This is a genomic window from Scytonema millei VB511283 (genome assembly GCF_000817735.3).
Lineage (GTDB): Bacteria > Cyanobacteriota > Cyanobacteriia > Cyanobacteriales > Chroococcidiopsidaceae > Chroococcidiopsis > Chroococcidiopsis millei_B.
In genome coordinates this window covers 1462091-1489019 of the sequence record NZ_JTJC03000001.1, presented here as the reverse complement: position 1 = coordinate 1489019, position 26929 = coordinate 1462091, and the positions used below count along the sequence as shown (strand labels likewise).

22 protein-coding genes, 1 tRNA gene and 1 CRISPR repeat array are annotated in these 26929 nt (G+C 44.5%); of the genes, 12 read left to right on the top strand and 11 right to left on the bottom strand.

The features are described 5' to 3' along the window. The first annotated feature begins 296 nt into the window (after nucleotides 1-296). The 3 genes from QH73_RS06610 (at nucleotide 297) to QH73_RS06600 (ending at nucleotide 3872) form a co-directional block, all read left to right on the top strand. Entirely contained in the window at nucleotides 297-1277 is a 981-nt protein-coding gene (locus tag QH73_RS06610) for an ABC transporter substrate-binding protein (RefSeq protein WP_039715696.1), read from the top strand. Between the two features lie 64 nt (nucleotides 1278-1341). Continuing rightward, the gene (locus QH73_RS06605) at nucleotides 1342-2874 is read left to right on the top strand and encodes a sugar ABC transporter ATP-binding protein (protein WP_052290059.1); all 1533 of its coding nucleotides are present in this window, start codon (nucleotides 1342-1344) and stop codon (nucleotides 2872-2874) included. Continuing rightward, on the top strand, nucleotides 2871-3872 hold the full coding sequence (locus tag QH73_RS06600; RefSeq protein ID WP_039715694.1) for an ABC transporter permease subunit: 1002 nt from the start codon (nucleotides 2871-2873) through the stop codon (nucleotides 3870-3872). The genes QH73_RS06605 and QH73_RS06600 overlap by 4 nt, the downstream gene beginning before the upstream one ends. A 139-nt stretch (nucleotides 3873-4011) precedes the next feature. Here QH73_RS06600 and QH73_RS06595 read toward each other — a convergent pair whose 3' ends face one another. Then, nucleotides 4012-5091 (bottom strand): choice-of-anchor Q domain-containing protein, encoded by a 1080-nt coding sequence (locus tag QH73_RS06595; protein WP_039715693.1) that lies wholly within the window; start codon nucleotides 5089-5091, stop codon nucleotides 4012-4014. A 376-nt stretch (nucleotides 5092-5467) separates the two neighbouring features. On the opposite strand from QH73_RS06595, the gene gshA reads away from it, so the two are divergent. The 3 genes from gshA to QH73_RS06580 all read left to right on the top strand — a co-directional run bounded on the left by gshA (nucleotide 5468) and on the right by QH73_RS06580 (nucleotide 10236). Beyond that, complete coding sequence (gshA, locus tag QH73_RS06590; protein ID WP_132866699.1) at nucleotides 5468-6622, top strand: glutamate--cysteine ligase; 1155 nt, start codon at nucleotides 5468-5470, stop codon at nucleotides 6620-6622. A gap of 397 nt (nucleotides 6623-7019) precedes the next feature. After that, nucleotides 7020-7484 (top strand): tRNA (cytidine(34)-2'-O)-methyltransferase, encoded by a 465-nt coding sequence (locus tag QH73_RS06585; protein ID WP_039715691.1) that lies wholly within the window; start codon nucleotides 7020-7022, stop codon nucleotides 7482-7484. Between the two features lie 853 nt (nucleotides 7485-8337). Further along, nucleotides 8338-10236 carry a peptidoglycan DD-metalloendopeptidase family protein gene (locus tag QH73_RS06580; RefSeq protein WP_132866698.1) on the top strand — a complete coding sequence of 633 codons (1899 nt, stop codon included), beginning with the start codon at nucleotides 8338-8340 and terminating at the stop codon, nucleotides 10234-10236. 69 nt (nucleotides 10237-10305) lie between these two features. Here QH73_RS06580 and QH73_RS06575 read toward each other — a convergent pair whose 3' ends face one another. Then, a complete protein-coding gene (locus QH73_RS06575; protein ID WP_039715690.1) occupies nucleotides 10306-11385 on the bottom strand; it encodes an MraY family glycosyltransferase in 1080 nt (359 codons plus the stop codon). A 234-nt stretch (nucleotides 11386-11619) separates the two neighbouring features. Here QH73_RS06575 and QH73_RS06570 point away from each other — a divergent pair. Together QH73_RS06570 and QH73_RS06565 are read left to right on the top strand one after the other, a co-directional pair. Beyond that, nucleotides 11620-11693 (top strand) — tRNA-Met (locus QH73_RS06570). A 154-nt stretch (nucleotides 11694-11847) separates the two neighbouring features. After that, the gene (locus QH73_RS06565) at nucleotides 11848-13026 is read left to right on the top strand and encodes an Arm DNA-binding domain-containing protein (protein WP_039715689.1); all 1179 of its coding nucleotides are present in this window, start codon (nucleotides 11848-11850) and stop codon (nucleotides 13024-13026) included. Nucleotides 13027-13145: 119 nt separating this feature from the next. Here QH73_RS06565 and QH73_RS06560 read toward each other — a convergent pair whose 3' ends face one another. The 6 genes from QH73_RS06560 to QH73_RS29390 form a co-directional block, all read right to left on the bottom strand. Next, complete coding sequence (locus QH73_RS06560; protein ID WP_039715688.1) at nucleotides 13146-14834, bottom strand: RAMP superfamily protein; 1689 nt, start codon at nucleotides 14832-14834, stop codon at nucleotides 13146-13148. Beyond that, nucleotides 14821-15237 (bottom strand): hypothetical protein, encoded by a 417-nt coding sequence (locus QH73_RS06555; protein ID WP_039715687.1) that lies wholly within the window; start codon nucleotides 15235-15237, stop codon nucleotides 14821-14823. Before QH73_RS06555 ends, QH73_RS06560 begins: the two co-directional genes overlap by 14 nt. Next, entirely contained in the window at nucleotides 15237-16046 is an 810-nt protein-coding gene (locus tag QH73_RS06550; protein WP_039715686.1) for an RAMP superfamily CRISPR-associated protein, read from the bottom strand. The genes QH73_RS06555 and QH73_RS06550 overlap by 1 nt, the downstream gene beginning before the upstream one ends. Further along, a complete protein-coding gene (locus QH73_RS06545) occupies nucleotides 16047-17090 on the bottom strand; it encodes a type III-B CRISPR module-associated Cmr3 family protein (RefSeq protein WP_236146893.1) in 1044 nt (347 codons plus the stop codon). Nucleotides 17091-17093: 3 nt separating this feature from the next. Further along, a complete protein-coding gene (locus tag QH73_RS06540) occupies nucleotides 17094-18644 on the bottom strand; it encodes a Cas10/Cmr2 second palm domain-containing protein (protein WP_039715684.1) in 1551 nt (516 codons plus the stop codon). A 1570-nt stretch (nucleotides 18645-20214) separates the two neighbouring features. Beyond that, on the bottom strand, nucleotides 20215-20448 hold the full coding sequence (locus QH73_RS29390) for a hypothetical protein (protein ID WP_445263844.1): 234 nt from the start codon (nucleotides 20446-20448) through the stop codon (nucleotides 20215-20217). A 91-nt stretch (nucleotides 20449-20539) separates the two neighbouring features. Further along, a CRISPR array of direct repeats spans nucleotides 20540-21324; the repeat unit is 36 nt; unit sequence CTCCCAGCGACAGGGTGAAGTCGCTTTGTTGGAAAC. A gap of 143 nt (nucleotides 21325-21467) precedes the next feature. Here QH73_RS29390 and QH73_RS06535 point away from each other — a divergent pair. Then, entirely contained in the window at nucleotides 21468-21680 is a 213-nt protein-coding gene (locus QH73_RS06535; protein ID WP_039715680.1) for a type II toxin-antitoxin system HicB family antitoxin, read from the top strand. Nucleotides 21681-21733: 53 nt separating this feature from the next. On the opposite strand, the gene QH73_RS06530 is transcribed toward QH73_RS06535, so the two are convergent. Next, a complete protein-coding gene (locus QH73_RS06530; protein ID WP_165587626.1) occupies nucleotides 21734-21883 on the bottom strand; it encodes a hypothetical protein in 150 nt (49 codons plus the stop codon). Between the two features lie 94 nt (nucleotides 21884-21977). Between QH73_RS06530 and QH73_RS06525 the strand changes: the two genes are divergently transcribed. The 3 genes from QH73_RS06525 to QH73_RS06515 all read left to right on the top strand — a co-directional run bounded on the left by QH73_RS06525 (nucleotide 21978) and on the right by QH73_RS06515 (nucleotide 24056). Then, nucleotides 21978-22211 carry a hypothetical protein gene (locus tag QH73_RS06525; protein ID WP_039715679.1) on the top strand — a complete coding sequence of 78 codons (234 nt, stop codon included), beginning with the start codon at nucleotides 21978-21980 and terminating at the stop codon, nucleotides 22209-22211. Next, complete coding sequence (locus tag QH73_RS06520; protein WP_039715678.1) at nucleotides 22208-22618, top strand: type II toxin-antitoxin system VapC family toxin; 411 nt, start codon at nucleotides 22208-22210, stop codon at nucleotides 22616-22618. The genes QH73_RS06525 and QH73_RS06520 overlap by 4 nt, the downstream gene beginning before the upstream one ends. 136 nt (nucleotides 22619-22754) lie before the next feature. After that, nucleotides 22755-24056 (top strand): TIGR02710 family CRISPR-associated CARF protein, encoded by a 1302-nt coding sequence (locus QH73_RS06515; protein ID WP_039715677.1) that lies wholly within the window; start codon nucleotides 22755-22757, stop codon nucleotides 24054-24056. 2 nt (nucleotides 24057-24058) lie between these two features. On the opposite strand, the gene QH73_RS06510 is transcribed toward QH73_RS06515, so the two are convergent. Next, nucleotides 24059-25282 (bottom strand): Card1-like endonuclease domain-containing protein, encoded by a 1224-nt coding sequence (locus QH73_RS06510; protein ID WP_039717480.1) that lies wholly within the window; start codon nucleotides 25280-25282, stop codon nucleotides 24059-24061. A gap of 243 nt (nucleotides 25283-25525) precedes the next feature. Further along, on the bottom strand, nucleotides 25526-26869 hold the full coding sequence (locus QH73_RS06505; protein ID WP_039715676.1) for a WD40 repeat domain-containing protein: 1344 nt from the start codon (nucleotides 26867-26869) through the stop codon (nucleotides 25526-25528). Nucleotides 26870-26929 lie beyond the last annotated feature (60 nt).

The window sequence follows — 26929 nt, the reverse complement described above, 5'->3', positions numbered from 1 at the left end:
GCAAAGATCGAACCGATCTAATCTTTAACATTTTTAAATAAAGTTTTGTTACCGTGTTACGTGATTTTAAGAGATATTGACAATAAATAGTGTTTATCCTCATCAGTCTCAACAAATTTCTACTCGATCGCGCATTCAATCCATTTCAAGATCTAAGCTTTAAGATAGATGTATAACGCTTACTAAAAAAATCAGAATAATAAGTCTGCATAACTAAAATAGAAATTTGTTTGAAGTCGCGATCGCATCTCGCAATATAGATGCGGTCTGAATATTTTTAAAAGCTGGTTGAAAAAATGAAAGGGAAAAAAGCCGCGATCGCCATTGGTCTATTGGGCGCGATCGGCAGTGCCATTGTCGCTTGCTCGCCAGATAGCCAAAATAACTCTACACAGCAATTAAATCCAAACACAAAACTGCGATCGCTTGCAATTACGGTAGGCGATCTCAGCAATCCCTTCTTTGTCTTGATGGGACGAGGTGCGGAATCTGAAGCAAAGAAAATTGCTGGAGAAGGGGTACGAACTGCTGTTGTTTCTAGCGGTTACGACCTCAACTTGCAATTCAATCAAATCGAAAACTTTATTGCCGCTAACACGGACTTAATCCTGCTGAATGCTGGCGATAGTGAGGGCATTGCTGCTGCTGTGGAAAAAGCCAAACAAGCAGGCATTACCGTAATTGCAGTAGATACAGGTGCGGGTGGTGGCGTAGATGCTACCGTCACCTCTAATAATCTGCAAGCAGGGCAGATTAGCTGTCAGTATATTGCCGATCGCCTCAAAGGGAAAGGCAATGTTGTAATTGTGAATGGTCCGCCAGTACAATCTGTATTCGATCGCGTCAAAGGTTGCGAACAAGTCTTTGCTCAATACCCCAACATCAAAATACTTTCCAAAGACCAAAACGCCGAAGGTAGCAGAGATGGTGGCTTAAGAGTCATGAGCGACTTGCTGACATCATTTAACAAAATTGATGCCGTATTTGCGATCAACGATCCGAGTGGAGTTGGTGCAGAACTGGCAGCCAAGCAAGCCAGACGCAACGAGTTTTTCATTGTCGGCGTAGACGGCGCACCGGAAGCAAAACAAGCAATTGAAGATCCCAATAGTATTTTTGTTGCGACTGCTGCTCAAGATCCGCTGGGCATGACGCAAACAGCCGTTCGAGTTGGTAACGACATTCTCAATGGCAAGAAGCCGAAGAATCCCGACATTTTGATTCCAGTCAGGCTAATTACCAGAGAAAACGTCAAAGACTATAAAGGCTGGCAGTAATTCGTAATCAGTTGACAGTTGACAGTTAACCGTCAACTGTCAACTGTCAACCATCATTACTCTTATGACAACAACCACATCCCCTCCCATCCCTCGGTTAGAAATGCGAGGCATTACCAAGAAATTTCACGGTGTAACTGCCTTGGAAAATGTCAACTTAACTGTATATCCTGGTGAAATTCATGCTCTGATGGGCGAGAATGGCGCAGGTAAAAGTACGTTGATGAAAATTCTGGCTGGGGCATATGAAACAGATGCAGGTGAAATTCGCATTAACGGCGAACCAGTGAGAATTTCCGATCCCAGTGCTGCAAGACTTGCAGGAATTGCGCTGATTTATCAAGAACTGAATCTCGCTCCCAACTTGACTGTAGCTGAAAACATCTTCATGGGTAGCGAGTTAACTAAAGGATATTTCCTCGATCGCGATCGGATGAATCAGGAAGCAGCAGCAGTTCTTAACAGTCTGGGAGCGAGTTTTCAGCCAGAAGACACGGTGTCTCGCCTCTCAATTGCCGAACAGCAACAAGTAGAGATTGCGCGGGCGCTCAAGGACAATAGCCGCATCCTAATTATGGATGAGCCAACCGCAGCGCTTTCAGACCGCGAGACAGAACAACTATTTGAGTTAATTCGCAAGCTGCGAGACAACGGCATCGCCATTATTTATATCAGTCATCGCATGGAAGAAATTTACGCGCTTGCCGATCGCATTAGCGTTTTGCGAGATGGCGAGTACGTAGGCAGTTTAGAACGCCAGGAGATCTCTAGCGAGCGCCTGGTACAAATGATGGTAGGCAGACCTTTGCAAGATTTGTTTGAAAAACAGCCCGGAAAAACCATCGGTTCAGTCGTACTAGAGGTAAAGAACATTAGCGATGGTGGCAAAATTCAGCCTGCAAATTTAACACTACATGCAGGAGAAATTGTCGGCTTGGCGGGGCTGGTAGGTGCAGGACGTACGGAATTATGTCGGTTAATTTTCGGTGCTGACCCCAAGACAAGTGGTGAAGTGATTTTAGATGGTAAACATCTCAACATCAATCAACCCAGCGATGCGATCGCCGCTGGTATTGGTTACGTGCCAGAAGACCGCAAAGAACAGGGTTTGTTTCTGGAAATGAGCTGCCGCAAGAATATTGCAATTAACCTACTTAAACGGGAAGCAAAAGTAGGCACGATCAGCCCATTACGAATTAACCAAATTGCCTCAGCCGCAGTCGATAACTTCAATATTCGGCTAGCAGAACTAGGCATTAGAGCCTTAGATTTATCTGGTGGCAACCAACAAAAACTGTTGCTAGCAAGATGGTTGGCAATTAAGCCCAAAGTTTTGATGTTAGACGAACCCACAAGGGGTGTAGATATTGGCGCAAAAAGCGAAATTTATCGCATTATTAGCGACTTAGCAGCCCAAGGAGTTGCAATTCTGATGGTTTCCAGCGAACTACCCGAAATTATCGGGATGAGCGATCGCGTTTTGGTGATGCGAGAAGGGCGTTTAGTTGGCGAACTAAACAGCACCAACGGCGAGAAAATTACGCAAGAAAAGATTATGACTTATGCCACCGGAGCAATTGAGGGAGAAAAATTATGAGTCAAATCCAATCAAAACCAATGCGAGGCAGATCGAGCGATCGCCCCAAGGGGGGTAGGCGTAAATCTGCAAGTAACCTGCTTCAGGTAGTAGGAATTCTCCCAATTCTGGCGCTGATTTGCATTCTCTTCGCCTTGCTCACGCCTAACTTTCTGACCACAGGCAACATAGTCAATATATTCCGACAAGCATCGATCAACATCGTGCTAGCAACAGGGATGACGTTTGTAATCCTTACGGGCGGAATCGATCTTTCGGTTGGTTCTATCCTGGGAGTAACAGCTGTAGTTGGCGTGCTGACATCACTCATCCCAGGGGTCGGCTGGCTGGCGGTTCCCGTTGCTTTACTCGCAGGCTTGGGTTTGGGCTTAATTAACGGTGCTTTAATTGCCTTTCTCGACCTACCACCTTTCATTGTCACTCTAGGTGCGCTCACGGCTCTGCGAGGGGCTGCTTATTTAATTGCTAGCGGTACAACCGTGATCAACCGCGACCTCAACTTTGCTTGGATCGGGATTAATTACTTAGGACCAGTTCCTTGGTTAGTGGTAATTGCGTTACTTACAGTGGTAGCTAGCTGGTTTATTCTCCGCCGCACTATTTTGGGAATGCAGATCTATGCAGTTGGTGGCAATCAACAGGCGGCAAGGCTAACGGGAATTAAGGTCAAGCGAGTACTGTTATTTGTTTACGGTGTCAGTGGCTTGCTCTCCGGCTTAGCGGGAATTATGAGCGCCAGCCGTCTTTACAGTGCTACGGGAATGCTAGGGAATGGATACGAACTCGATGCGATCGCGGCTGTAATTTTGGGCGGAACCAGCTTCTCTGGTGGGATTGGCACTATCTGGGGAACTCTGCTTGGTGCGTTAATCATTGCCACCCTCAATAACGGACTCACTCTGTTGAATATGTCGTTCTTCTGGCAGTTAGTTGTCAAGGGTTTAGTCATTATTGTTGCCGTCACAATCGATCGCCTCCGCAGACGCTCTAGAAGATAAATTGTAGGTTTGGATTTTGGGTTTAATTCAAAATCCCCAATCTATTGATAGTAATTCTCGATTGTATACATGATAGTTGGTAGGGGCGCACAGATGTGCGCCCCTACATCATAGATATTTCATTCAATTGAAACGGCTATTAATTAGTAATTGTGTCAACTCCCTCTGATAGAGGTGCGAGATACTCGTATGCACCCACATCGCAAGTAGCAACACCATCTCTGTTTCCGTCTAGGGGTCGAGTCATACCACGTTGATCGGTACTCTGGCATTGGTCGTCGATCCCGCGATCGATTGCCGGACTCTCAGCGTAGATTGGCAACATATCATTATCGTCCCGTCCGCCTAGTACGATCTCAACGTTACTTCGGTTGGTAGGAAAGCCACAGGTTGCATCGCTTGACAGGTTGCCACCAAGATCGACAATCGTGCCGTCGCAATTATCACCCTCATAGTTATTTGCTACCAGCGTATTCTTTAACTGAATCGTACCAGTATTGGCAATTCCACCACCACTCGTTGCCGAGCGGAAAGACTGATTGTTAGCGATCGTGCTATTGTACACATCCATCGTGCCGAGGTTTTCAATTCCCCCACCTGCACCAGATGTAGAGTTCCCCACGATCGTTACGTTCACGAGTGTCGCTTTGCCCGTAGTTGCATTAGTAAGTCCACCGCCACCCCAAACGTTACCATACCTCCAGTTAATAGAACTTGCTCTGACTGTACTATCAACTAAAATCAGCGTCCCGTGGTTGTGAATACCCCCACCGTGGGAGTGACTGGCAAAGCCAGGGGTTGCATTACCCCACTGTACTGTGACTTTACCAATGTAGGCAAAGCCAGTGTCAGCGATATCGAACACGCGACTTTTCAACATGCCATCTATTTTTGTTTTTCCAGAACCCGCACCAGTCAGGGTTAAGTTTTTGGTGATATCTAAGTGTCCCTGACTCAGTTCGTACAAACCTGCTGGTACGGTGACGGCACGGTTGACTGCCTGACCTTCCTGTGCTGCGGCGCGTAACGTACAGAGGCGGGAAGGATTAGAAATACAGTTCCCATCACCTATATTCCCGTCCGGTTCATCTAAGATGCTATTAACTGTAAAAATTTGTCTTTCTTGAGACAAAACTGTTTGAGGTAGAATAGCAAGTCCGCAAACCATAATTACAATTAATGCATAGCGTAGCCATCGAAATCGTTTCGTTTTTTGCATAAGGTTCTCCAACGAGCTAATGAAGACTCGCAAACTAGAGCTTTTGCCAGCAAAGCGGGAGTAATGGCAGACAAGCTTCATTTATCCGCACTATTCATCAACTGCTGACAGCGATGCGCAGCTCATTTCCTGAAAAGCGATATGATTCTTTATAGGAGAATCAATGTGAGGTGACTCAATCGATCGCGATGGTAAAGACTGCGATCGCACTCGTGCAGAGTTGAATCGAAAATATAACTGCACCTAACCACGGATAGAAACTTTGTCATGGCAAACTAACGCAGGTATTGAACTTTCGGGCAGATGCAAAGTTTTGCCGCTGCTAGATACACTTAGTTAGTGGAAGAATTACTCACTGCAAGCTGAGGAGGATCGAGTGCTGCTATCAAAAGGCTTTGAAATTGAAATGTACACGGGGACACCATCGGGTGATGTCGTCGGTCTTTCAGATAAAATCGTGGCAAATTTAGATGGTAATTTTGCCAAAGAGCCGGATAGCCGCAATGTAGAGTACATAACGTCTCCCTCATCTCAATACGAAAGACAGTTGTGCGAACTGCTACGCCCTCGGCGCAAAATCCGGGAATATCTCAAACGCTTGGGCAACTATACGCTTCTTCCTGGTAGTACTTTATCTTTGGGGGGGAGCGATCGCTTCTACCGTTCCGACCCGAATAACCCATACCACGAATATATTGAAAAGACCTACGGTACTACAGTTGTTACTGCTAGCGTTCATATTAATGTTGGGATTGAAGATCCAGAAGTACTTTTACGGGCGTGTCGTCTGATCCGCGTCGAAGCACCCCTCTACCTCGCCCTCAGCGCCTCCTCTCCTTTTATTGACGGCGAACCTACTGGTTATCACTCCACTCGTTGGGCAGTTTTTCCTCAAACTCCCGCGCACGTCCCCCTGTTTGAAAGCCACGCTCATCACATTCGCTGGGTTGAGGAACAGTTAGCCGCAGGGACAATGCAGAGTGTCCGCCATCTTTGGGCATCGGTAAGACCGAATGGCGATCGCCGCCCTTACGACCTCAACCGTTTAGAATTAAGAATCTGCGATCTCGTTACCGATCCGATTGCTTTATTAAGCATCACTGCTTTATTAGAAGCACGGCTGTGCCAACTCATAGCAGATCCACAACTCGATCCGCTAGAAATGAGTACCCTACCAGCAACAACCCGCGCTGAAGATTTGTTAGCAATTACTGCTGCTAATGAGAGTGCAGTCGCCCGTTCTAGCCTTGACGCTGAGCTAACTCATTGGCAAGACGGCAGAAAAATCTTAGCAAGAGACTGGATTGAAGAAGTTTATCAAGAAGTCTGGGCGATCGCCAAGCAAAACGGCTTCAATTGTTTTCTTTCTCCCGTACAAAAAATCCTGCGCGAGGGTAACACCGCTCAGCAGTGGTTGAAACTTCATGCATACGGCTTTGAGCCAAGAAGCATTATCATGCAATCTATTCAAGCAATGAGCGATCGCGAGTTAGAACTGGAAGATAAGCTCTGTTCGTCGGCAATGCTGTAGTGCATTAGTCATCAGTTATTTGTCATTTGTCATTTGTTCTACCAATGACAAATGACCAGTGGAAAGTGACAAACAAATGTTAAGAATTTTTAATCATTTGCGATCGATTTACATTTATTTAAAAAAACTATATATTTATGAGTTTGTAGCCAAATCGTGCTATAGAGAGGACAACACCTCGATAAAACGTTTCAGCTTTTCGCTGTTGTCCGAGCGAGTTTAACCGTAGAATTAGGTGTTCTGGAATAGTCTGCCCAAAAAAAACCGCCCCTACGAATACTTCACTTCTGTGCGGGCGGGTTTAACCGTAGAACTATGTGTTCTAGAACAATTATTTTCTAAAAACCCGCCCCTACGAATACTTGACTTTTGACTTTTGACTTTTGACTTACTGTAAATGCCTCAACTCGTTTTGGTTCATCCGCAAATTCCTCCCAACACTGGTAATATTGCCCGTACCTGTGCGGCGACAGGGACAGAATTGCATTTGGTTGCACCGTTGGGTTTTGAAATTAGCGATCGCTATTTGAAACGAGCTGGCTTAGACTACTGGCAATATGTCAACTTGCATTACCACGAATCTCTAGACAGCTTCAAAACCTATTATCTAGAGCGCGGGGGACGCTGGGTTGGCTTTAGCGTTAAAGGTGAATCGAACTACATCGAATACCAATTTCAGGCTGACGATTGGTTGCTATTCGGTAGCGAAACAACTGGTTTACCTCCAGCCGTCCTCTCTGCTTGTCACGCTAGAGTTTACATTCCTATGGCTCAAACTGGCGTTCGCAGTCTAAACCTTTCTGTCAGCGTCGCCATTGGTTTGTTTGAAGCCCGTCGGCAGTTAGGATATTTAAGGGGATAGGGAGCAGGGAGCAGGGAGTAGGGATAAGAGAGAGTCGCCCAGCTGAGGGAGCGCAAGGTTGCTGAGGGAGAAAGAAATTTAAAATCTTGACACCCCACACCCCATTCTTCACCGATCGCTGACAACTGATAACTGATAACTGACTTACGTATATTCTCTGATTTTTTTGACTTAGATTTAAATTGAAGTAATTTTTTTTACAGCGAGTTTTTGCTAGTTGCTCGCGAGTGGGTTTTCAGCCTTGAGGCAGACATAAGAAATTTTTATCAACTATTTGACCAAAATGTCTTTTTCGATGATACATTTTCTTCATCTTTTATCTGCCTTGTCATAGAGGATTGACAGCTCTCATAGAGAGATAAGTTAAGGATTCGAGTAATTGTACTCAGATTTGAGCTTTGGCTGTGTAGCTCGCAGCTTTGGTAAAATGCGACACTTGTTGGCTTACAGGAATTGACTTAAATTGACTATGTGTAATAGAGAACATAAGTAATATGACTCAATACATTGAGGTAACGACTTCATTAAAAAATATTAAATAACGATAAAAGAAAAAAGAAATATGCCAAAACAAAAAATGCCTGTATTCTGGGCAATTCTTACCCCTTGAGTAGAAATCGCCCAACTGTAGTATATTGAGCAGACTGGAGACAACGTTAATTTTTTTTGCCAATAGGCTGTAAGCTTGTTTAAATCAAAAAATGCCTAGTAAGCTTGCCTCAGCATATTTATCTCAGCATGAAAAAACTGGATTTGAGAATACTCAAAACCATCATGTAGTAGTATCGCAATTGCGATCGCCATAGCAAATGAACAGAGGTAGTTAAGCGCTATTCCAGACAGGAGGTCATTGTTGAAACAAACGTGGGCAAAAGATCGGGCAGATCGAGCCTCTAAAGCCAAGCGGCAAGTGCGGACTTCAGCCGCCACGATCGGCATTATTTTCTCAGCCGGAGCGTCCAATCTGCTATTGACCCAAATCAGTAATAGCGCTCCAGCCATAGCCGTAAATCAGCCTTCGCTCAGTCAAATGCCGATAGCAACTAGAGCGAGCTTAACCATTAGCAGCATTGGTGTGCCAACAGGAATCGCGGCAACCGTGCCTTTAGCATTCACTCGAAGTCATACTAACGCGACACAGTTATTTGAGCCTGTAGCCAAGCAACCAACAGAGAAAACAGCCAAAGTCTTACAGGCTTTGCGAGTCAATCGCCTGATTCGCCAGCTCAAGGCAAGTAAAATTACCGTATCAACAGCAGCGTTAGTATCTCAACTAGACGAGCGAGAAGCAGCGATCGCCAGACAAAGATGGTCGATCGATCGCCTGAGACAGAAATTGAATCGCTTGGAAGAAGATAGTTCGGCGGAGTTGGGGTTTGAGGAGTGGCAAGCATCGGCAGGTACATCGAGCCAGGAACAAATGGGGGCATTGCTAGCAAGCGATCCTGGACTACAACCTGCGGTATCTCTACTAGCATTCCATCCTCAGTTACAAATTCCACAGTCAACACATGGTAGTGCGAGTGGGGAGGCAATGCCTTACGTACTAGAGGCAATGCCTGAAGCTCGAAGCATATCTTTGGCACAACCGCACACAGCGGCAAGTCTGCCAAAAATAGCGATCGATCGCCCAATGGTACTAGTTCCCTTACAGGCACTAAGCTACAAGGTAAAAGCCGGAGATACGCTGAGTGCGATCGCGCAACAACACGGACTACCACTGACAACTCTCATTACCGCCAACAAATTAGCCGATCCCAACCGCATTCAGATCGCTCAACAGCTGATCGTGCCAATTTCGCCATCCAAGGGAAGTGAGAGCCAGCAGCCAATAACAGCAGCTTTGGAAAACAATACTAATGCTGGTATGGGTGGTAATATTTCTGAAGATGATTCGGTTGTGGAAGCCAATCCTCAAGGGATAGCAGAAATTCAGAGGCAGCAATCAGCAAAAGCGGAACAAGCACAGTTGAGCGATCGCTACGTCCAAAATTTGCGTAGCGATATCGAGAAATTACAGCAGAGATATCGCACCCAGCCATTGCTGAGTCAAGCAATACCAGGAGAACAACCTGCTGCCAAGAGGAGTGGCGATCGTTTGTTGCGGAAGCTACGTCAGATTGCGTCTGTCGAATTGAAAACAGACCAAAACTTCAATTCCAAACAAGCCAGCAAGACTTTACAAGTAGAAGCACCAAAACAACCGCAGCGTTCAGTGCAACCCACTGAAGATGAAAGTGACGATAGCTTGGCAACAGCACCAATTGGTAGAGATGCAACAGATTCGCTCCAATCAATTCAGCAACGAAACGTATCGCCAGCATTACCACCTTTAGATTCAGCAGATACCTATTTACCCAAACCAACAATTTCCAAAAAGGGTTTTATGTGGCCTGCTAGAGGGAAACTTTCTTCCGGTTATGGCTATCGTTGGGGAAGAATGCATCGGGGAATTGACATTGCTGCTCCGGTGGGGACACCTATTTTTGCGGCTGCGGCTGGAGTCGTCATCAAGTCAGGCTGGAACTCTGGCGGCTACGGCAATATGGTTGATATTCAACACACAGATGGTACAGTCACTCGCTATGCCCACAACAAGCGATTGCTCGTTCACAAAGGTCAAACAGTATACCAAGGGCAGCAGATTTCCGAGATGGGTAATACTGGTTTTAGTACCGGTCCTCACCTACACTTTGAAATTCATCCACTAGGTAAAAAAGCAGTTAATCCGATGGCGTTTTTACCCCGATGAAGGGAGCAGGGAGTAGGGAGTAGGGATTAGTAAGTGAATTCTGACTTACGACTTCTTCCCCTACCTTCTTCATATCTTCCTAATTCTTTGCCAGATGGTGAAGCTTAGAAGTGCGACAATGCTGAGCATAGTCATTAGGATAGTTAGAGGGGTCATACCTTGTAATTTCATTGCTAAACAATTCGCGATCGCGGTGAAAGACCACAATGCGATCGCCGTAGCTCGTTGCGATAAGCCAGTAGCCAACAAGCGGTGATGTAGATGGTCTTTACCAGGAGTACTCAGAGGATTTTTCCCCGCCATCAACCGCAAGACAAACACCTGAGTTGTGTCAATGACTGGTAGCAGCAGAAATAGGATTGTTGGTACTAAGGCAAATACAGTATTAACTTTTAAGCTACCTAAAATTGCGGTAGCCGCTAGCACGTAGCCAAAAAAATAAGCTCCAGCGTCTCCCATAATGATGCGGGAAGGATGAAAGTTATGACGCAGAAATCCTAGTGCTGAGCCTCCCAATGCTGCTAAGAGTAAAGTTGCTGCGGCTCTGGTGGCAAATTGTGCCGAGACTGCTAGTAGGCTTATAGAAGTGATAAAACTGACTCCTCCTACTAAACCGTCAATTCCATCCATCAAGTTAATTGCATTCGTAATTCCAACTACCCACAGCACGGTAATCAAAGTCGAAAGTAACGGATCGAGTGGCGGAAATATTCTGGCTTCGATGCGGATATCGCTAGCAATGAGTAAAAAAGCTGTCAGAATTTGTACGGATAAGCGTACCCAAGGTGGCAAGCCGAATTGGTCGTCGATGAATCCTACTAAAACTAAAATCGAGCCGCCTAACAAGATTGTTAGTACCTCAGCTAGCACTCCTTCAATAACTATGGGGCGCAAAAGCGTTGCCAATACTAAAGCAGCTAACACTCCAGTATAGATTACCAAACCACCAGCATTAGGCAAAGGTTCGCGGTTGAGCCTTCGTTCGTTAGGCTGGTCTGCCCAACCTACTTTTAAAGCGAACGATCGCACTTCTGGCATTAATTGCCAAGTGACTATCCACGCCAACACAAAGGTAAACATGACTGATAGCCAACCATAACCATATGGGCTGGCGATACCGATAGATTGGAGGAAGCCGTAGATGTTCATCTTTTTTAATCCAATCCTTAATCATAAGGATGAATACGAGCAGCAACAGTATAGTTCAGACTTGCTAAAAAGCTACATCTGTGTTTATGCTCATGCCAATTTAACAGATAGAGAAATTTCGGTGTCCTCTCAATTTAAATCGAGATTGGATCGAATTCGATCCTAGCTTCAGAATTTTGTCAGAAAGTGCAGTGGCGCGATCGATATGTTAGTATAGTTAAGCGTCAAAAATCTGGCTCAGTAGCTCAGTTGGTTAGAGCAGGGGACTCATAAGCCCAAGGTCGGCAGTTCAAATCTGCCTTGAGCCATCGAAATTTCAAGCCTTGCAAGCCCTTCTACACCGTTCTTAGGCAGAAAAGTTGGGGTACTTTTAGAGTAGTTTCGAGCAGTTATTGGGGTAAGATTGGGGTAAAGCTAGGTTAGACTATAGGCGCTTACCCCAAAATTATCCAGCTTTACCTAATGCAATTAGAAGGCAGGCAGCATAAAGCTACTAAGGGTTCAGTACAGATTAAAGTATCCAATGGTCGGTTGCAGCTAGCGTTCACTCACGCTGGCAAGCGGCACTATCTCTCGCTTGGGCTATCGGACAATAAGCTCAATCGAAAAGCAGCAGAGGCTAAGGCTAAGCTCATTGAGTCTGATATTACTTATGAGCGGTTTGACCATACCCTAGCCAAATACAAGCCTCAGTCATTACTCAGCACCGTTACCCCAATTACCCCAATTACTACCCCAAAAATTGCTTTTGCAGAGCTGTGGGAAAAGTATACGCAGTATAAGTCTTCTCAAGTTGCTGCTAGCACGCTAGTAAGGGATTACGGCAAGATTGCCAAGCGGCTACAATCTCTCCCTAAAAACGTTGAGGATGCTGTAGGAGTTAGAGACTGGCTACTTGGCAAATATAGCAGTGAAGTGGCACGTCGCACCTTAATTCAAATGAATGCCTGTTTCAACTGGGCAGTCAAATCAGGTTTAGCCTCAGAGAATTCTTTCAACGGTATGGCTAGCGATATTAAGAAAACAGTAAGGGATACGAGTAGAGAACCATTTAGTTGGGAAGAGAGGGATGCAATCATTGCAGCATTTGAGAATAATAGCTTCTGTTCAAAATTTGCTCCCATACCCCACTCTTACTACGCCCCCTATGTAAAGTTTCTTTTCATCACTGGTTGTCGTCCTGAAGAAGCGATCGCACTCCAATGGAAACATATTTCAGCAGATTGTTTGAGGATTCAATTTAAGGAAGCCATACCCAGCGATACTGGTATTCGCGGACAAACCAAAACCGGAAAGACAAGAGTTTTCCCCTGTAACCCTAAGCTTCAAGAATTTCTTGGGAGCATTAAACCTGAAAGCCCGTTACCTAATGATTTAGTTTTCCCAGGTTCACGCGGACAAGTTATTGACTCTCATAACTTCTTGAATCGGGTCTGGAAGCCTGTAGTAGAAGGTTTGGTAAAGGCAGGCAAGGTTGAAAAGTATCTGCCTCAGTACAACATCCGCCATACATTTATCACTCTAGCTGTAGAAAATGGTCTAGATGCAAAGGATGTAGCGCGATTAGTGGGCAACTCACCTGAAATCATCTACCGTCACTATGCAGGCATAAAGCGAGAGTTGTCTGTGCCTGAGTTTTGATTGTAATACCTACACTAGTTTAGATAAATACAAAATTTTTGAGCGGCAACATTTCCACAAGACTTTATAGTTTTGCAGCTAGTCAGACGATTGACTTTCCTCATAAACTGCCTTGCGGCTCAATGCGACCAAAGCTGCTGAAATGAATTCGGCTGCGATTGAAGAAAATTGAGAAAGTCTGCTGACTTTGGCGAGCGATCGCTAAAGAAAGTTAACAGTTCAAAATATTGGTGGGTTTGTTTGGGAATAGGCTTACTATCCGGTTCGTGGGGAATTTTTACCAAGCGCACGACGGGAAACATCCTGTGCCAAAGTCTACCAACTTGTCCCACTTGTCCTGTAATATGCGAGCAGTAGATAGAACCTTCAGCAATTTTGGCTGTAGGAATTGCTTCTCGATAGGGAGAGTGCAGCCAACGAATTGCTTCGCAGTCTTCTGCATCATTTGCCAATCGTCCCCAGACTTGTACGTTGTCAGGATGCCAAGCTTCGCGCCAAGGAGTGCATTGGGCTGAATTGGGAATTATGCCCCGTAATTGTATCCATTCCCGTGCAATTTGACGCACCTCTTCAATAAAGGAACCAACTGAATCTAACTTGCGGACTGGGACATCGAAACGCAGCGATCGCTCCCCCGACCACTGCCAATGACAGCCAATTAAGGGTTTTCTGCCCTCATTTGCTCCTTCATAGTATTCTGGGAAAAACAATCGATGATCGGCACGTCGCCAAGATTTACCGAAGCCACCTAGCAGCATGGCAAACCGAGTCAAGGCTTTGACTAATTTTGCTAGAGCCTCCTGCTGTTGAGTACTTGGTAGTTTTTGTGTCAGCAGCCAAGATAACTCGCCTTCTACTTCATAAGTTGGCTGTGCGAATGCACCTCGACTGAAGGAACTCAAGATTAAGCTGGAGTCTCGAAAATTCATGCTCAGAAGTCCGACAGTACCTTGTCCTTGGACACCACCGAATAACTCATCCACAAGGCGGTTAGCAGAGTTTTCATCGGTCATACCGCCAAATAAGCGTAAAGCATGACCGCGCAAACTGGCTCGAAAAATATTAGGGCGAAACTCTCCGGTTCCATCCAGAAGTTTAGCGGCTTGTCCTTGACCCCTAAGTTGAGTGCGGTAGAGAATATCACCACCTAGAAATTTATCAGGCTGTCCGTATCCCGCGCAGACGCGACAACCAATTCCAGTAGACAGTGCTTGTTTCCAAATCTCCCAAATCGTTTTCCATTCTTCGTCAGCTAAAGGAATGGAACTAGAGATGCCAAAACGAAGTTTGGGTTTGTAGAGAGAAATTTGGGCAAATGCACCCTTGTCTTTGTCGTCGTTTTTGACTTGCCAATCTTGCTGAGGATGCACGATATCGACGAGATTTTGCTTCCAATTGTCATCAGCAGGATAACCGCCGTGAAATCGCAAAATTCCTGGTTCGTAGTCTCCTCCTGAGAGAGATTTACCACAGTAGCGTTCGGCTTGTTGGGGAGTACAAGCACGGCGAAACACACCTTTCATGCTGCTACCAGGATAGAAGGGTAAACCTTTCGCACCGATAACAGGGCGGATCGTGCCATCATCTTGACCACCGTTGGTGACAAAGCGCCAACTCAGAGTGAAAGCACGGGTTTTTACTTCAGCACCAAATTCACGAACGTCAGAATCAGCTTTGTCTACCCATTCATCTGCCCACTGTATCGCATCAGATTTTTGTCCTTTAATGATGCGGTGGGGTTGGCAACGTCCATCAATCTGCGCTCGAAATAGTAGCGGGACTTTTTTAGCAGCATCATGAATCGGCATCTGTAGATTTTCCTTTATATCTCTGCGTCCACCAGACAAGACAATCGCATAACTGAGTCAGAACTGCCAAAGCATAGCGTTGGTCTGCTAAGTCTAACTGCCACAGTTTCTCTGACATTGCTTGAATCGCTCTCGTATCATCTGCTCTAACTGAATCGTTAGGCAACTTCAACCCCGCTTGAGCCATGATTTTAACCAGGCTATCCCAGGTATTTTTCCAGTATCGAGCTTTATCACCATCCGATCTTTGCAGCCGCAGGTGTTCTCCCCAAAACCGCTCTAATCCATATGCAACCGCCAGACGCATTTTATACGATTGGTTGAGGGATTCTGGCTGACGCGATTTTGCTTGCAAGACAAGCTGTTGGGCTTCGCGGTCTAAACCGTATAATTGCCAAGCCATTATTGATACTCTCCTGCTAAAGTCGTGAGGCAACGTCCAAAGCCAATGGATTCCAAACCACCGAAATAAAGTTCTTGGGATGGAGAATCACCAAAAGGTTTCCAGCCTTTCTCTTTCAAGGCAATGGGAAAGACTAAAATACTGCCTTCTGGCAGGGCTTCGACATTGAAAAATGCTCCTGTAGTTACCTTTTTTACTTTGTCATCCAGTTTGACGCGACTTTGGCGATAGAGTGCCATGTCATGCAGCATGGCAATATCGTTGTCAGCTACAACGACTAAACTATCTGGTTTGAGTGCAGATTCAATCGGAATCCAGGCTGAAAGATCGGCTTCATGCTCGATTTCCATAAATCCCAGGTTGAAAAACAGCACCTTGCGATCGCCTCCTACTTGTCTTCCTGGTAAAGTTTTCGGAGCGGTGTAGGGTTTTGGTAGCGGTTCTGAGATTTGAGCAATCTGCTTGTAGCGTTTGAGTAACCAAGGACAGGTAATCCAAACGATCGGTTGACCAGGGCAAAATACAGGCAGCCATACCAGAGAAGCATATTCAAACTTCACCAATGCTTCGGTAGTTGTATCAGCTCCTTCGCTGACATGATGCCCATACCATTTACTCACAAAGGATTCGCCCTCACTTTGACGCATATCGGCACGAAAGCGCCCGCGAATCGAACTACCAGGAATAATCCCCGTTTGGGTAAACTGGTCGCGGAAGATGAGGTTAAGGTTGCCTGTTTCTTCCCCAGCACTGGCTCCGACATGGAGGGGTGCTGAAGTTTCAATAATGCCGTAAGCTCGAAGATACATTTATGCTGCTCCTGACAAGTTTTGCAATGCGATCGCTGGCGGTAAGGGAAGGGCTAGACCGCAGCCCCAACGCTTGAAGGAGTAAGCCTCTGTGGGAAACCAGGCTTCCGACCAATCTTGCCAGGATTGAGTTATGGGGGTGTCTAAAATGTAGACGCTACCAGCAGGAACGGCGTAACGCCCTCTAGAAAGCCGTTTGGTGTTGCCCGTGCCTCCTAAGCGATAGCGCCAAGGTTGGGGGCGTTCTGTGAGTAAAGCGGCTAGATTCCAAGCTGGTTGTAATTCATTCCGTTCGTAAACCATCGGTTCGCGATAGGAAAGGCGGGTTGAACCCCAGACAGCAGGGGTAATTAAGGCAAAGCGATCGCCTACAGGTTGGCTGAGGAGTTGTTGTGTGGTAGGAGAAAGTGGCACGCTGCGGACATCTACCATGTGTCCTTCACCACCAAAGCGATACCAGCCGTCGCGCAGGGGAATGTTAGACAGGTAAATCAAGCAGGTATCTGGAGGCATTTGGACGGCATTTTCCAGAAATAAACTGCCATTGCTATCTGTATTAACTTTGCGTTCGTCTAATTTGAGTTGGGGGTGGAGATGGGGTAGATATTTCCAGGGATTCGGGCTGACTTGCTGGGGTTGCTGCCAATGGGCGATCGCCATCCAAGTTTCTTTGGTAAACTTTCCTGTGGGTTGAGTGCCGTTAGATGTCAGCCATTGCCTTGCCTCGGCGTGCCAGTCTAATTGCTGTTGAATCTTGCTATTGTCTACCAAATATGTAAAAGGAGTTGGGACGTAAAAGTTTTGCGGCTCGTTGCTGTTTGCCCAGAATGGTCCCGCTAGAATGAGAGACTGTAGTTCGGCACTACTGTAGGTAGAAGCAAATAATCCCGATAGAGTTGCCGCACTGGGGGGAAAGCTAGTTCCCGATCGCCCGACTAAATTTTCTGGCGACAGAAACCGTCCGGCGCTGCCGTAGAGTAATCCCAAGGGTGTAATAACAATCAGGTATTGCCACATAGGTGAAACCAATTGGTCATTCGTCATTCGTCATTCGTCATGCGATCGTAGCCAGATGTTGTCACATAGGTGAAAGCCTACTTTAGCAAGGTTGATAATCCAGTCATTCAGGGATTGATGGAAATTCCGATCGTCTTGTTGGCGATCGCCCAAAATCCCCGTTTTATCTTCCGTATCCCAAAGATGCTGACTCAAAGTTTCTCGATTCTCTTTGCCGAAATAGACTTCAAATAGGGCTAAAGCAACATCAGATTGGCTGCTCTCAAAGGCGTGGCGCGATTCTAATGTGGCAATATCTGTATATATATGCGTCCAGTTTTGCTGAGTGTTGCGATCGCGATACGCGCTTAGCACGTTTAAAAACCACCAAGGACAAATCCATTCAATCGAATTACCACCGTTGAATAGGACTCGTAAAGCCAAGCGATCGCGCCCTGCTTTCTTAGCCGATTGTTCTGCTTCGCGGCAGTTTTGCAACACATCCCTTTGGGGAACTCCAGGTGCAGCCCAGACAAAGCCTACACTTACAGAAATCTTGCATTTGTGCCGTTCCCAGACTGCGGGGAATTGGTAAAACCATTCCAGACAATCGGTAGCGGTTAGTTCGTGCTGGGGAGTGCTGTAGAATACGCCCAGAAAGTCATCGCCGCCAGCGTAAATGATGCGACCGTTACTGATGTGGTGCTTCAGGTTTTTACCCCAATCCATCATTGCTGCGCTGAATTGGCTGAGGGCTACATCTTCAGTTTGAGTTGAGGCAAGATTTTTGAGATAGTTACCAATGCGATCGCCATCTCCTTGAAACCAGCCAGTCCATCGGTTATCGCCTCGGCTGACATCGCGAAAGCGATCGGGAATTTCAATTTGAGGCACGTCAGTGTTTGCATCTTTCAGTTTTGCCGTGACAACGCTGTAAGTCAGCAAGCGTTTGACGAGTTCGGGAATGCTGAGTTGTTCGCTTTCATCGACAAAAGCTTCTCCCAGTTCTGGAATTTCGCGCAGTTGGGTGTAAAACTTGCGGATCGCTTTGTCTTCAGTCGAGAGGTTGCGATCGCTGGCTTTCATTGGTTTGCCCATCCCGTACCAGGCGATCGCATCTGCACCTGATAAAGTGGAACTTTCGCCTTGCCAGTTGATGCCTACCCAATCTCGCGATCGTTTTGTATTATTCAGTGCTTGTCGTGCTTGTGTAATTGTTGTTCCTTGCGCCCAGAAGAATTCCCAAGCATATCTCGTCCACATTTCCCATGCTTGCCACCATTGATATTCTGCTGAAATCCGGTCTTCAATCCACTGGCGACAGGTATTAATAATAGTTTTCCAAGTGGAATGAAAGACAGTTTTTGCTTGAGATTGGGTAAAATCTCCTCTAATAATAATTTGGTTGGGAGTGCCTTGAGTTACATCAATTAAGGCAGGAGAAATCACTTGATATCCTTGTTTTTGGGCAGCATTACAAACCGCACGGGCTAAGTAAGATAGGATAAAAGAACTACCATAAAGGTCGCGTAGTTTGCGCGATTTTTCAATAAAAGCCTGAACGGGTGCGAAAGTAATTGCTGTGTAGATGGTGTCTGTCATCTTTTCAGATGCGGATGATTGGGAGAGCAAAATTTCCTTTTTGTTTGATTTAAAGGATGTTTAGGAAGATCGATTGAGTTGAATTCACCTACTTTTAAAACTTGACTTTCCTAATAGTTCCCTTGAAGTCGGCGAAAATTTCTCTGTTGGGGTAAATTTTTTATTTAAATCTGTTATTTTTTACTAAGTATTGCAACAGTTTTTGTTGATAAAAATTTATGTATGGTTGTGTTGCGAAGATTAACCGGAATTGCTGTGGAGCCGATTCTACTGTTCTGAGCCTCGATGGTTTGTCTAGTAAGGATTTCAGTAATTTGGTTGGTCAAAATTTGTCACTTTCTGAAGCTGGCAAGCGTAACCTTCGCGATCGGGTTGTGGATGCTATGCTGGGTCTGGATTCTGAAAAGAAGACTCCCAGCGACAGGGTGAAGTCGCTTTGTTGGAAACAACCTCTCCTCGATGATGTGCAGCCATCGATATTAACTCCCAGCGACAGGGTGAAGTCGCTTTGTTGGAAACAGCTAGGCTCAGTCCAAAGTTGTTGCGTAGCAAGTTAACTCCCAGCGACAGGGTGAAGTCGCTTTGTTGGAAACCACGCTACGTAGTCCGTATCGTACAAGTTTTGTCTGCTCCCAGCGACAGGGTGAAGTCGCTTTGTTGGAAACCCAAAAGTTTACTTATTTGTTAAGTTCTTGGCTGTTTCAACTCCCAGCGACAGGGTGAAGTCGCTTTGTTGGAAACCTAAAGTTGTAGCCGACACCGTATTTGCTCAAACCCTCCCAGCGACAGGGTGAAGTCGCTTTGTTGGAAACTCTGGTCTCATAATCCTCCCTTAAAATAATACTTCATCTCCCAGCGACAGGGTGAAGTCGCTTTGTTGGAAACTAGCGACCCGTTCGCCTTTTAATCCGTTGACGAACTGTTTGCTCCCAGCGACAGGGTGAAGTCGCTTTGTTGGAAACAACTTCACAGCACCTATCGCGATCTGTTCTCAATTCTCCCAGCGATAGGTTGATGTCGCTTTGTTGGAAACACGTATTTGTAACCTCCAGAGTGTCCGTCACTTCTCGAAACTCCCAGCAACAGGGTGATGTCGCTTTGTTGGAAACTTGTACCGATCTACATGCTTTTGGTTGAGCAAATTTATCGGCTCCCAGCGACAGAGTGATGTCGCTTTGTTGGAAACTTCGCCTTAATGGTGACAGCTCCCACCTTATTAAGAAAGCCTCCCAGCGATAGGGTGAAGTCGCTTTGTTGGAAACAGATACTTGCAATAGCGGCTACAGTCTTCAGTTTTTCTCCCAGCGACAGGGTGAAGTCGCCTCGTTGGAAATTTGTAAGCGCCATAAATGATGACCTTGAAACTTCCCAGATCTCCCAGCGACAGGGTGATGTCGCTTTGTTGGAAACTCTTCACAAAATCTGTTGAACGTATCGACTATTTCCTCCCAGCGACAGGGTGAAGTCGCTTCGTTGAAAACCTGAAATGCTTGCTCTCTAGTTCGGGATCGGAGCGAAAGTCCAGCTCCCCAGCGACAAGGAGATGTCGCCTTGTTGGAAATCACATCTGCTAGATGCCCTTGCAGTAGCCAGCGAGGTATCCCCAGCGACAGGGAAAAGTCGCTTTGTTGAAAACGTGCTTCTTTCTGCTCCCTGCGCTTTGTGTGGCAGTCATCTCCCTAGCGACAGGGTGATGTCGCTTTGTTGAAAACTTACCAGGGTAATACTTTTCTGCTATCTCAGCATTGCTCCCCAGCGACAGGGTGATGTCGCTTTGTTGGAAACCGATTGGATAAATCTTCATAAGTTGGATAAACAATCTCCCAGCGACAGGGTAAAGGTGAAGTCGCTTTGTTGGAAACTCGATTTCTATCCAGCGCAGTCCAAAACTATCGACTCCCAGCGACAGGGTGAAGTCGCTTTGTTGGAAACTCATCGAAAAAATGGGTTTGAAACCCCGTCCTTTAACTCCCAGCGACAGGGTGAAGTCGCCTTGTTGGAAACCCGTGAGATGTACCGCGAAATATGCGGTGTTCGATGACTCCCAGCGACAGGGTGAAGTCGCTTTGTTGGAAACCGATAAGCCTCGTCCACCAAAGTATAGAAAAAAGGGTCTCCCAGCGACAGGGTGAAGTCGCTTTGTTGGAAACAGAGTAACTAAACTCTGCCAAGTGCGATCGCTCACACCAGCTCCCAGCGACAGGGTGAAGTCGCTTTGTTGGAAACACCCACCACTTAGTTTTCTCCTTGTCGTAGTGAGTAACTCCCAGCGACAGGGTGAAGTCGCTTTGTTGGAAACTAGAGATACATTGAAATTTTCTCAATTGTATCCAAAATACTCCCAGCGACAGGGTGAAGTCGCTTTGTTGGAAACTTAGCTCTAATTGTCCGCAATCTTGGCAAGATAATAAGGAACTCCCAGCGACAGGGTGAAGTCGCTTTGTTGGAAACCTACCATCTTCCGATAAGGTTAAAATGATTTCGTCTGCTCCCAGCGACAGGGTGATGTCGCTTTGTTGGAAACTGAAACAAGTCGTCACCGGCTTTGACCGTTAGGTCTGCCTCCCAGCGACAGGGTGATGTCGCTTTGTTGGAAACACTTTCTGCGAAAACTGGGCGATGGAGCGCGTCTTTACATACGTGACTCCCAGCGACAGGGTGATGTCGCTTTGTTGGAAACTGCTCCGCCGCACAAATAGACTCGATATACTCTCGGATCTCCCAGCGACAAGGGTTTTGCTTTATGAACGTAGAGCAGGCTAGCAGCCTGCTCTACAAATCATTTAGAACTGCCATAAAATCAACAAAGCAGGAGGATGAAGAATGAAATTTACCATTACTATTCACTGGAGTGAAGAAGATAACTGCTACGTAGTTTACCTACCAGAATTCAAAGATTTTACCAATCAACCTGCAACTCATGGTGAAACTTATGAAGAAGCTCTTTCCAATGCTAAAGAAGTACTAGAAATGCTGATTGAAGAGTTTCAAGAAGAGGGTAAAGAACTTCCACAACTCATGCAACTAGCAAATTAATAGGGAGAAGTCGCTTTGTTGAAAACTCAATGCAATTGTACTGTCGATCGCATTTAATTAAAGTAGCCTCCCAGCGATAGGGTGATGTCGTTTTGTTGGGAACTCGCCATTGTAGTAGCTTGCTCCCACTGGCTCCCACCTACCAGCGACAGGGTGAAATCGCCTCGTTGGAAATGCAACCTTGCGACCGTAGCGATCGCCATCGACTAAAGTTCCCAGCGACAGGGAGATGTCGCCTTGTTGGAACGTATTATAGTTGAGCTAGTATGATATATGTATGACAATCACTAAAATCTAATGAAACGAACGATTTACATACCCGATGAATATGCAGATGCTTTAGCAAACTATCTAAAAGAGCATCCAGAAGAAACGCTTTCCAGTATCATGCAGGAAGCAGTACAAAGAAAGCTAGCTCAGCAAAATGTATCAAAATTTTTAGCATTATCAGGTTTAGTCCAAGACGCTCCTTGTCATGCAGCTAACAACGCTGAAGATTACGATATGCAAGTTAACCAAAAAAAACCTTGAGACAATTAGTTTTAGATGCAGGTCCATTAATTGCATTTTTCTATGCAAAGGACACCGAACATGAAATTTGTCGAGCAGGCTTTGAGCAACTTTTGACAACTAACGCGAGCTTGCTAACTCCCATTCCAGTTGTATTTGAAGTGTACAAATGGCTACTTCAAAGAACTAATCCTGCTGTAGCTCAAGCTACCCTTGCTGTAATGCAAGATACTTTGAGATTTATTCCGCTCAGTCAACAAAATTTTGATGAGGTTTATCTCATGGTTCAAGCTTTACCACAGTGGCAGGGTAGCCTAGAAGATGCAACGGTAATTCTGCTAGCACAGCATTATAATTGTCCTGTCTGGACGCTAAATTATCGAGATTTTGGAATTTTCAAGTTTCTTGAGTTTTGGAATCCTGAATAAGGGAACGGTTATATTATTCCTAGCGGTATCTTTAAGCCGCTTCTTTGGAAATACGTTATAAATATTTGGATTAAATATGTTTTGAGTAGCTACATATTTTGTCTGTAGTGGTGCGATCGCCTATCCTTTCTTCCCTATGCCTAAAATTCTTCTTGTTACCGTTGGTGGTTCTCCTCAACCGATTTTGACAGCAATTGAAGCCCTACAACCCGATCGCGTTATCTTTATTTGTTCTGATGGTTCTAAAGGCAGCAAAACACAAATTATTGGTAATGGTACGCCTTGCGAAATTCGCCGAGGGGAAGAAGTTAAAAAACTGCCTAATATCCCTACCTATCTTGGTTTAAGTAACTTTCATCCCGATACAGATTTAATCTTAATCCAACCAGACGATCTTTCTGAGTGCTATCGCCAAATTTCCAGCACAATTCGCACGCTGCAACAAGATTTTCCTAACTATCAAATTTTGGTAGATTACACGGGTGGCACAAAAACTATGTCTGCGGCTTTAGCAATGGCAGGGATAGATTACGATCTCAACTTGCATATTACCACCAGCACGACTCGCGAAAACTTGTTTAGAGTAGAACGAGGGGAAACAACAGAACGCGCTAGTACGATCGCAATTTCCGTAGAACGGAAAATCGAGCAATTTCTACCCCTATTACTACAACAATACAATTATGCTGGAGCGATCGCCGAACTTAAAAACATCCTGCAACTAGAGTTACCTAATGAAACCAAACAACGCATTCGCATTCTCCGAGATTGCTGTGCTGGTTTCGATGCTTGGGATCGGTTTGCTCATGTAGATGCTTGGGATTTGTTGCAATCTTACATGAAAAAACCAGAAATTCAACCTAGTGCTTTGTTTCTCAAACGAGTGATGCACAGCCGTGCAGCTATTGATGAGAAATTTAAAGCACCAGATGGCATTAAAGGACATGGTTATGAAGTCGTACAAGACTTATTATTAAATGCAGAACGCCGCGCCACGCAAGAACGCTATGATGATGCAGTAGGACGATTATATCGAGCCATAGAATTGCTAGCTCAAATTCGTTTATGGCAAGCTTATAAAGTTAAAACTGGTGATGTCGATCTGCAAAATCTACCAGAATCTCTGCACGCCGATCTATTACTAAATTGCGATCGCGGTAAGATACAGCTAGCACTAACCCAGAGTTATCTATTACTCAGTAAATTACCCGATGAACCATTAGGTAAAGCTTACCAAGAACAAGCAGCAAAAATTCAAGACGTTCTACAAATTCGGAATTATTCAATTTTGGCTCATGGATTCCAGCCAATTACTAAAACCGATTATCAAAAATTTAGCGGTGTAGTCGTCAGCTTTATTCAAAATAGTATAGCAATGTTGGTTCCAGAAAAACAACAATTTCAACCAGTTCAATTCTTACAAAATTTAAATTTCTAATCTTAATTATTTTGCCCAATCCAGTCAGCAATTTTTTGGCTCAAATGCTCTAAATCTTGTCTGCCAAACACAGCTAACTTCTGATCGCGAGTGACGATCTCTAGTTCAGTTTTTAATAATTCTGGGCGATCGTGACAGCATACTAAAGCGACTCGTGCCTCTGCACCACCCAATTGTCGCGCCCGCAAAGCCGCCTCAAACAGCTTTTGCTTGCACAAACTATGCTTATCAGTAGTAGTACAAGATAAAGCAAAAAGTTGATAATCTCGCATAAAAGCAACATCAAACTCAAATTTATCCCACTGGCTATAGGGTCTAGCAGGATCTTTAATGTGCAATGACATCTTACTTTCATGAATACCATGCAGCGGCGCGATCGCCTGAATTTGCTGTAAAACGTAATGCTCTAACCAAGTACCATCTAGCCATTCACAGACTTGCCTTAACTGTTTAAATCTCCCTTGGCAAGCGATCGATAGAGATATCGTTTGTGATGCATCAAAATATTGGCAAAGAACTTGTTGGAATGCCTCTGGTAAATTTTGCAGACTCAGTGGTGGAAGCTGGGCTAGTTCTGCTTCTCTTTGCCAAATATTCCCTTGACGGGCTTTACTACGCAATTCTTGGTGACACCAGTTACGCCAAGTCTTTGCTAATTGAAGATTCCCATGTAGTTTAGCTAATGCTGTTGCTGCTTGGGGTAAAGTTGGTGTAGCAATTGGTGGTTGCTCCGTTTTCCAAGTTAGTCCATGCAGTTGCAAAATCTGCGCTAGCGATAACCGAACTGATACGGGAATGTACAAACAATCATCGCGATCGCTATCTATACAGATTGCCAGCTTGTGAGGATCTAAATAACTGAAAACAGCATCAGGTTGAATTGCTTGTAGAGTGCGATAAGCGTGAACAGCCATCGTCTTAGTTCCACCTGTATAGTTCAATCCAAATCGTCCTGGTAGCCGCTCTACTAAAGCTTGAATACGCTGACAGATATGATGAGCATTTGCATGGCGATCGCCCAAACAGATCGGTTGAGCAGTTTGAATTTTGGAAACGTCGCGATTGAGAAGATGAGCTAAATAAACTGCTTGCTTTTGAGTATGTGTCGTGTGGATCAAATAAGGAGTGCCACCATCTCGTAAAAGTGACACAGCAGCAACCCAGTTAGGCAAAGGATTCTCGCCAATTAATAAAAATAAGCGATCGACTTGGTAAGGTTCTAGCAATTGTTTAGTATAAAACTCAATATAACTCACATCCTATGCGTTCTGAAACAGCAATGTAATCCGAGAAAACAAGGAAGCGAAAAAGATGCTTAAAAATGCTGGATTAACAAAACATATTTTGTTTTTTACTTATTTTAAGTTTTTCTTATTTTTTTGAATAATCGTTCAAGATATCAATTTAATAGCACCGAAAAGATAGCTTTATAAACCACTAATTTTTACTCGCACGTATCAATGTAAAAATTAAGCTGACTGCCAAATTTTCACTTCTCCGCTACGTACTGCATAGCTAATTAAACTTTTTCCATTTTTATCAAAACATAAAGCAGAGATTGTATCGGAATGCCCTGTAAGAGTTTGTAATTTTTTCTTACTATCTAAATCCCATAACTCAATTTGCTTAGAGCAGCCAGCGGCGAAGATTCTTCGATCTGGACAAAAAGCCATTGCAGAATAATAGTCCGATTCGCTTGCTAAACTAAAAATTTGGTCGCCGTTAATAATATCTCGTAAAAATATTTTACCAGCACCATCAAGAATTGCTAACAGTCTTCCACTAGGACTGAAAACTACATTTCTGATTTCACGGGAATGTTCTAAGACACGAATTACTTCTTGAATCTCTATATTTAGAATTTCTATAAAATCTTGTAATGTATCGAACAGAGCTAAAATCTGCCCGTCTGGGCTAAAAACAATACCGTTAAAGTCTGCGGCTATCAGAGCAGAATTTAATATTTCTATAGGTAAGATAGTCCTATGCTCCATCTTTTTCTCTAAATCATACAAGATAAATTTATACATTTTATCTATAGATTGGCGATAAACTAACATTTTGCTATCAGGAGTAAAAGCCATAGCATAAGAAAATTCTGATAGCGTACAAATTTCTCGACCACTACTTAAATCCCACTGCTGAATGCCTTGAGAACTACTATTGACAAAAGTTTTTCCGTCTGGACTAATAGTAAGCTTGTAATTGTATTCACCGTTAAGTACTATAGTGTAAATTTTTTCTCCACTAGTTAAATCCCATGCCTCAATTCTTTCTTTGCTTAACTTATTTTCCTTATCCCGCAGAACAAAGCCAACTAAAATTTTCTGGTCAGGCTCGATAGCAAATTTTTGAAGTTCGCTGACCCATGAACTTACTATATAACTTGTGATACAAATGGTATTAGCACAGAACCAATTTAACGCTTCTTCATCTTTTTTAATTAAATCGTAAATCTTATCTAGCTTGTCTTCAATCCTTTCTAGACGAGTATCGAGTTTTTCATTTAAATCTTTCTCTGTTTGTTTTAACTGCTTTAGCAACTGGTTAAACTGTTCGTCTATTCGAGCTTTAAATTGATTAGATAGGCTATATATTTCTGCTCTAGTTGTACTAATGGTATTAGCTTCTATCTCATCAAGTCGCTCTGCTAACTTTTCTGCTAAGTTGATTCCTTTTAGTTTTAATGGTTCAGATATTGATATTAGTTGAATCAACTTTTCTTGAGTATATTGGTATCTAATGCATTCTTCAATAAATTCCTCAATAACTTCTTGCAAGCTTTTATTCTGCCAATCTTGTGTATTACTCATATCTTTGTATATAGAACTGTGTAATTTTGTTGATTCAACGAACTCAATTTTCTGGGATGA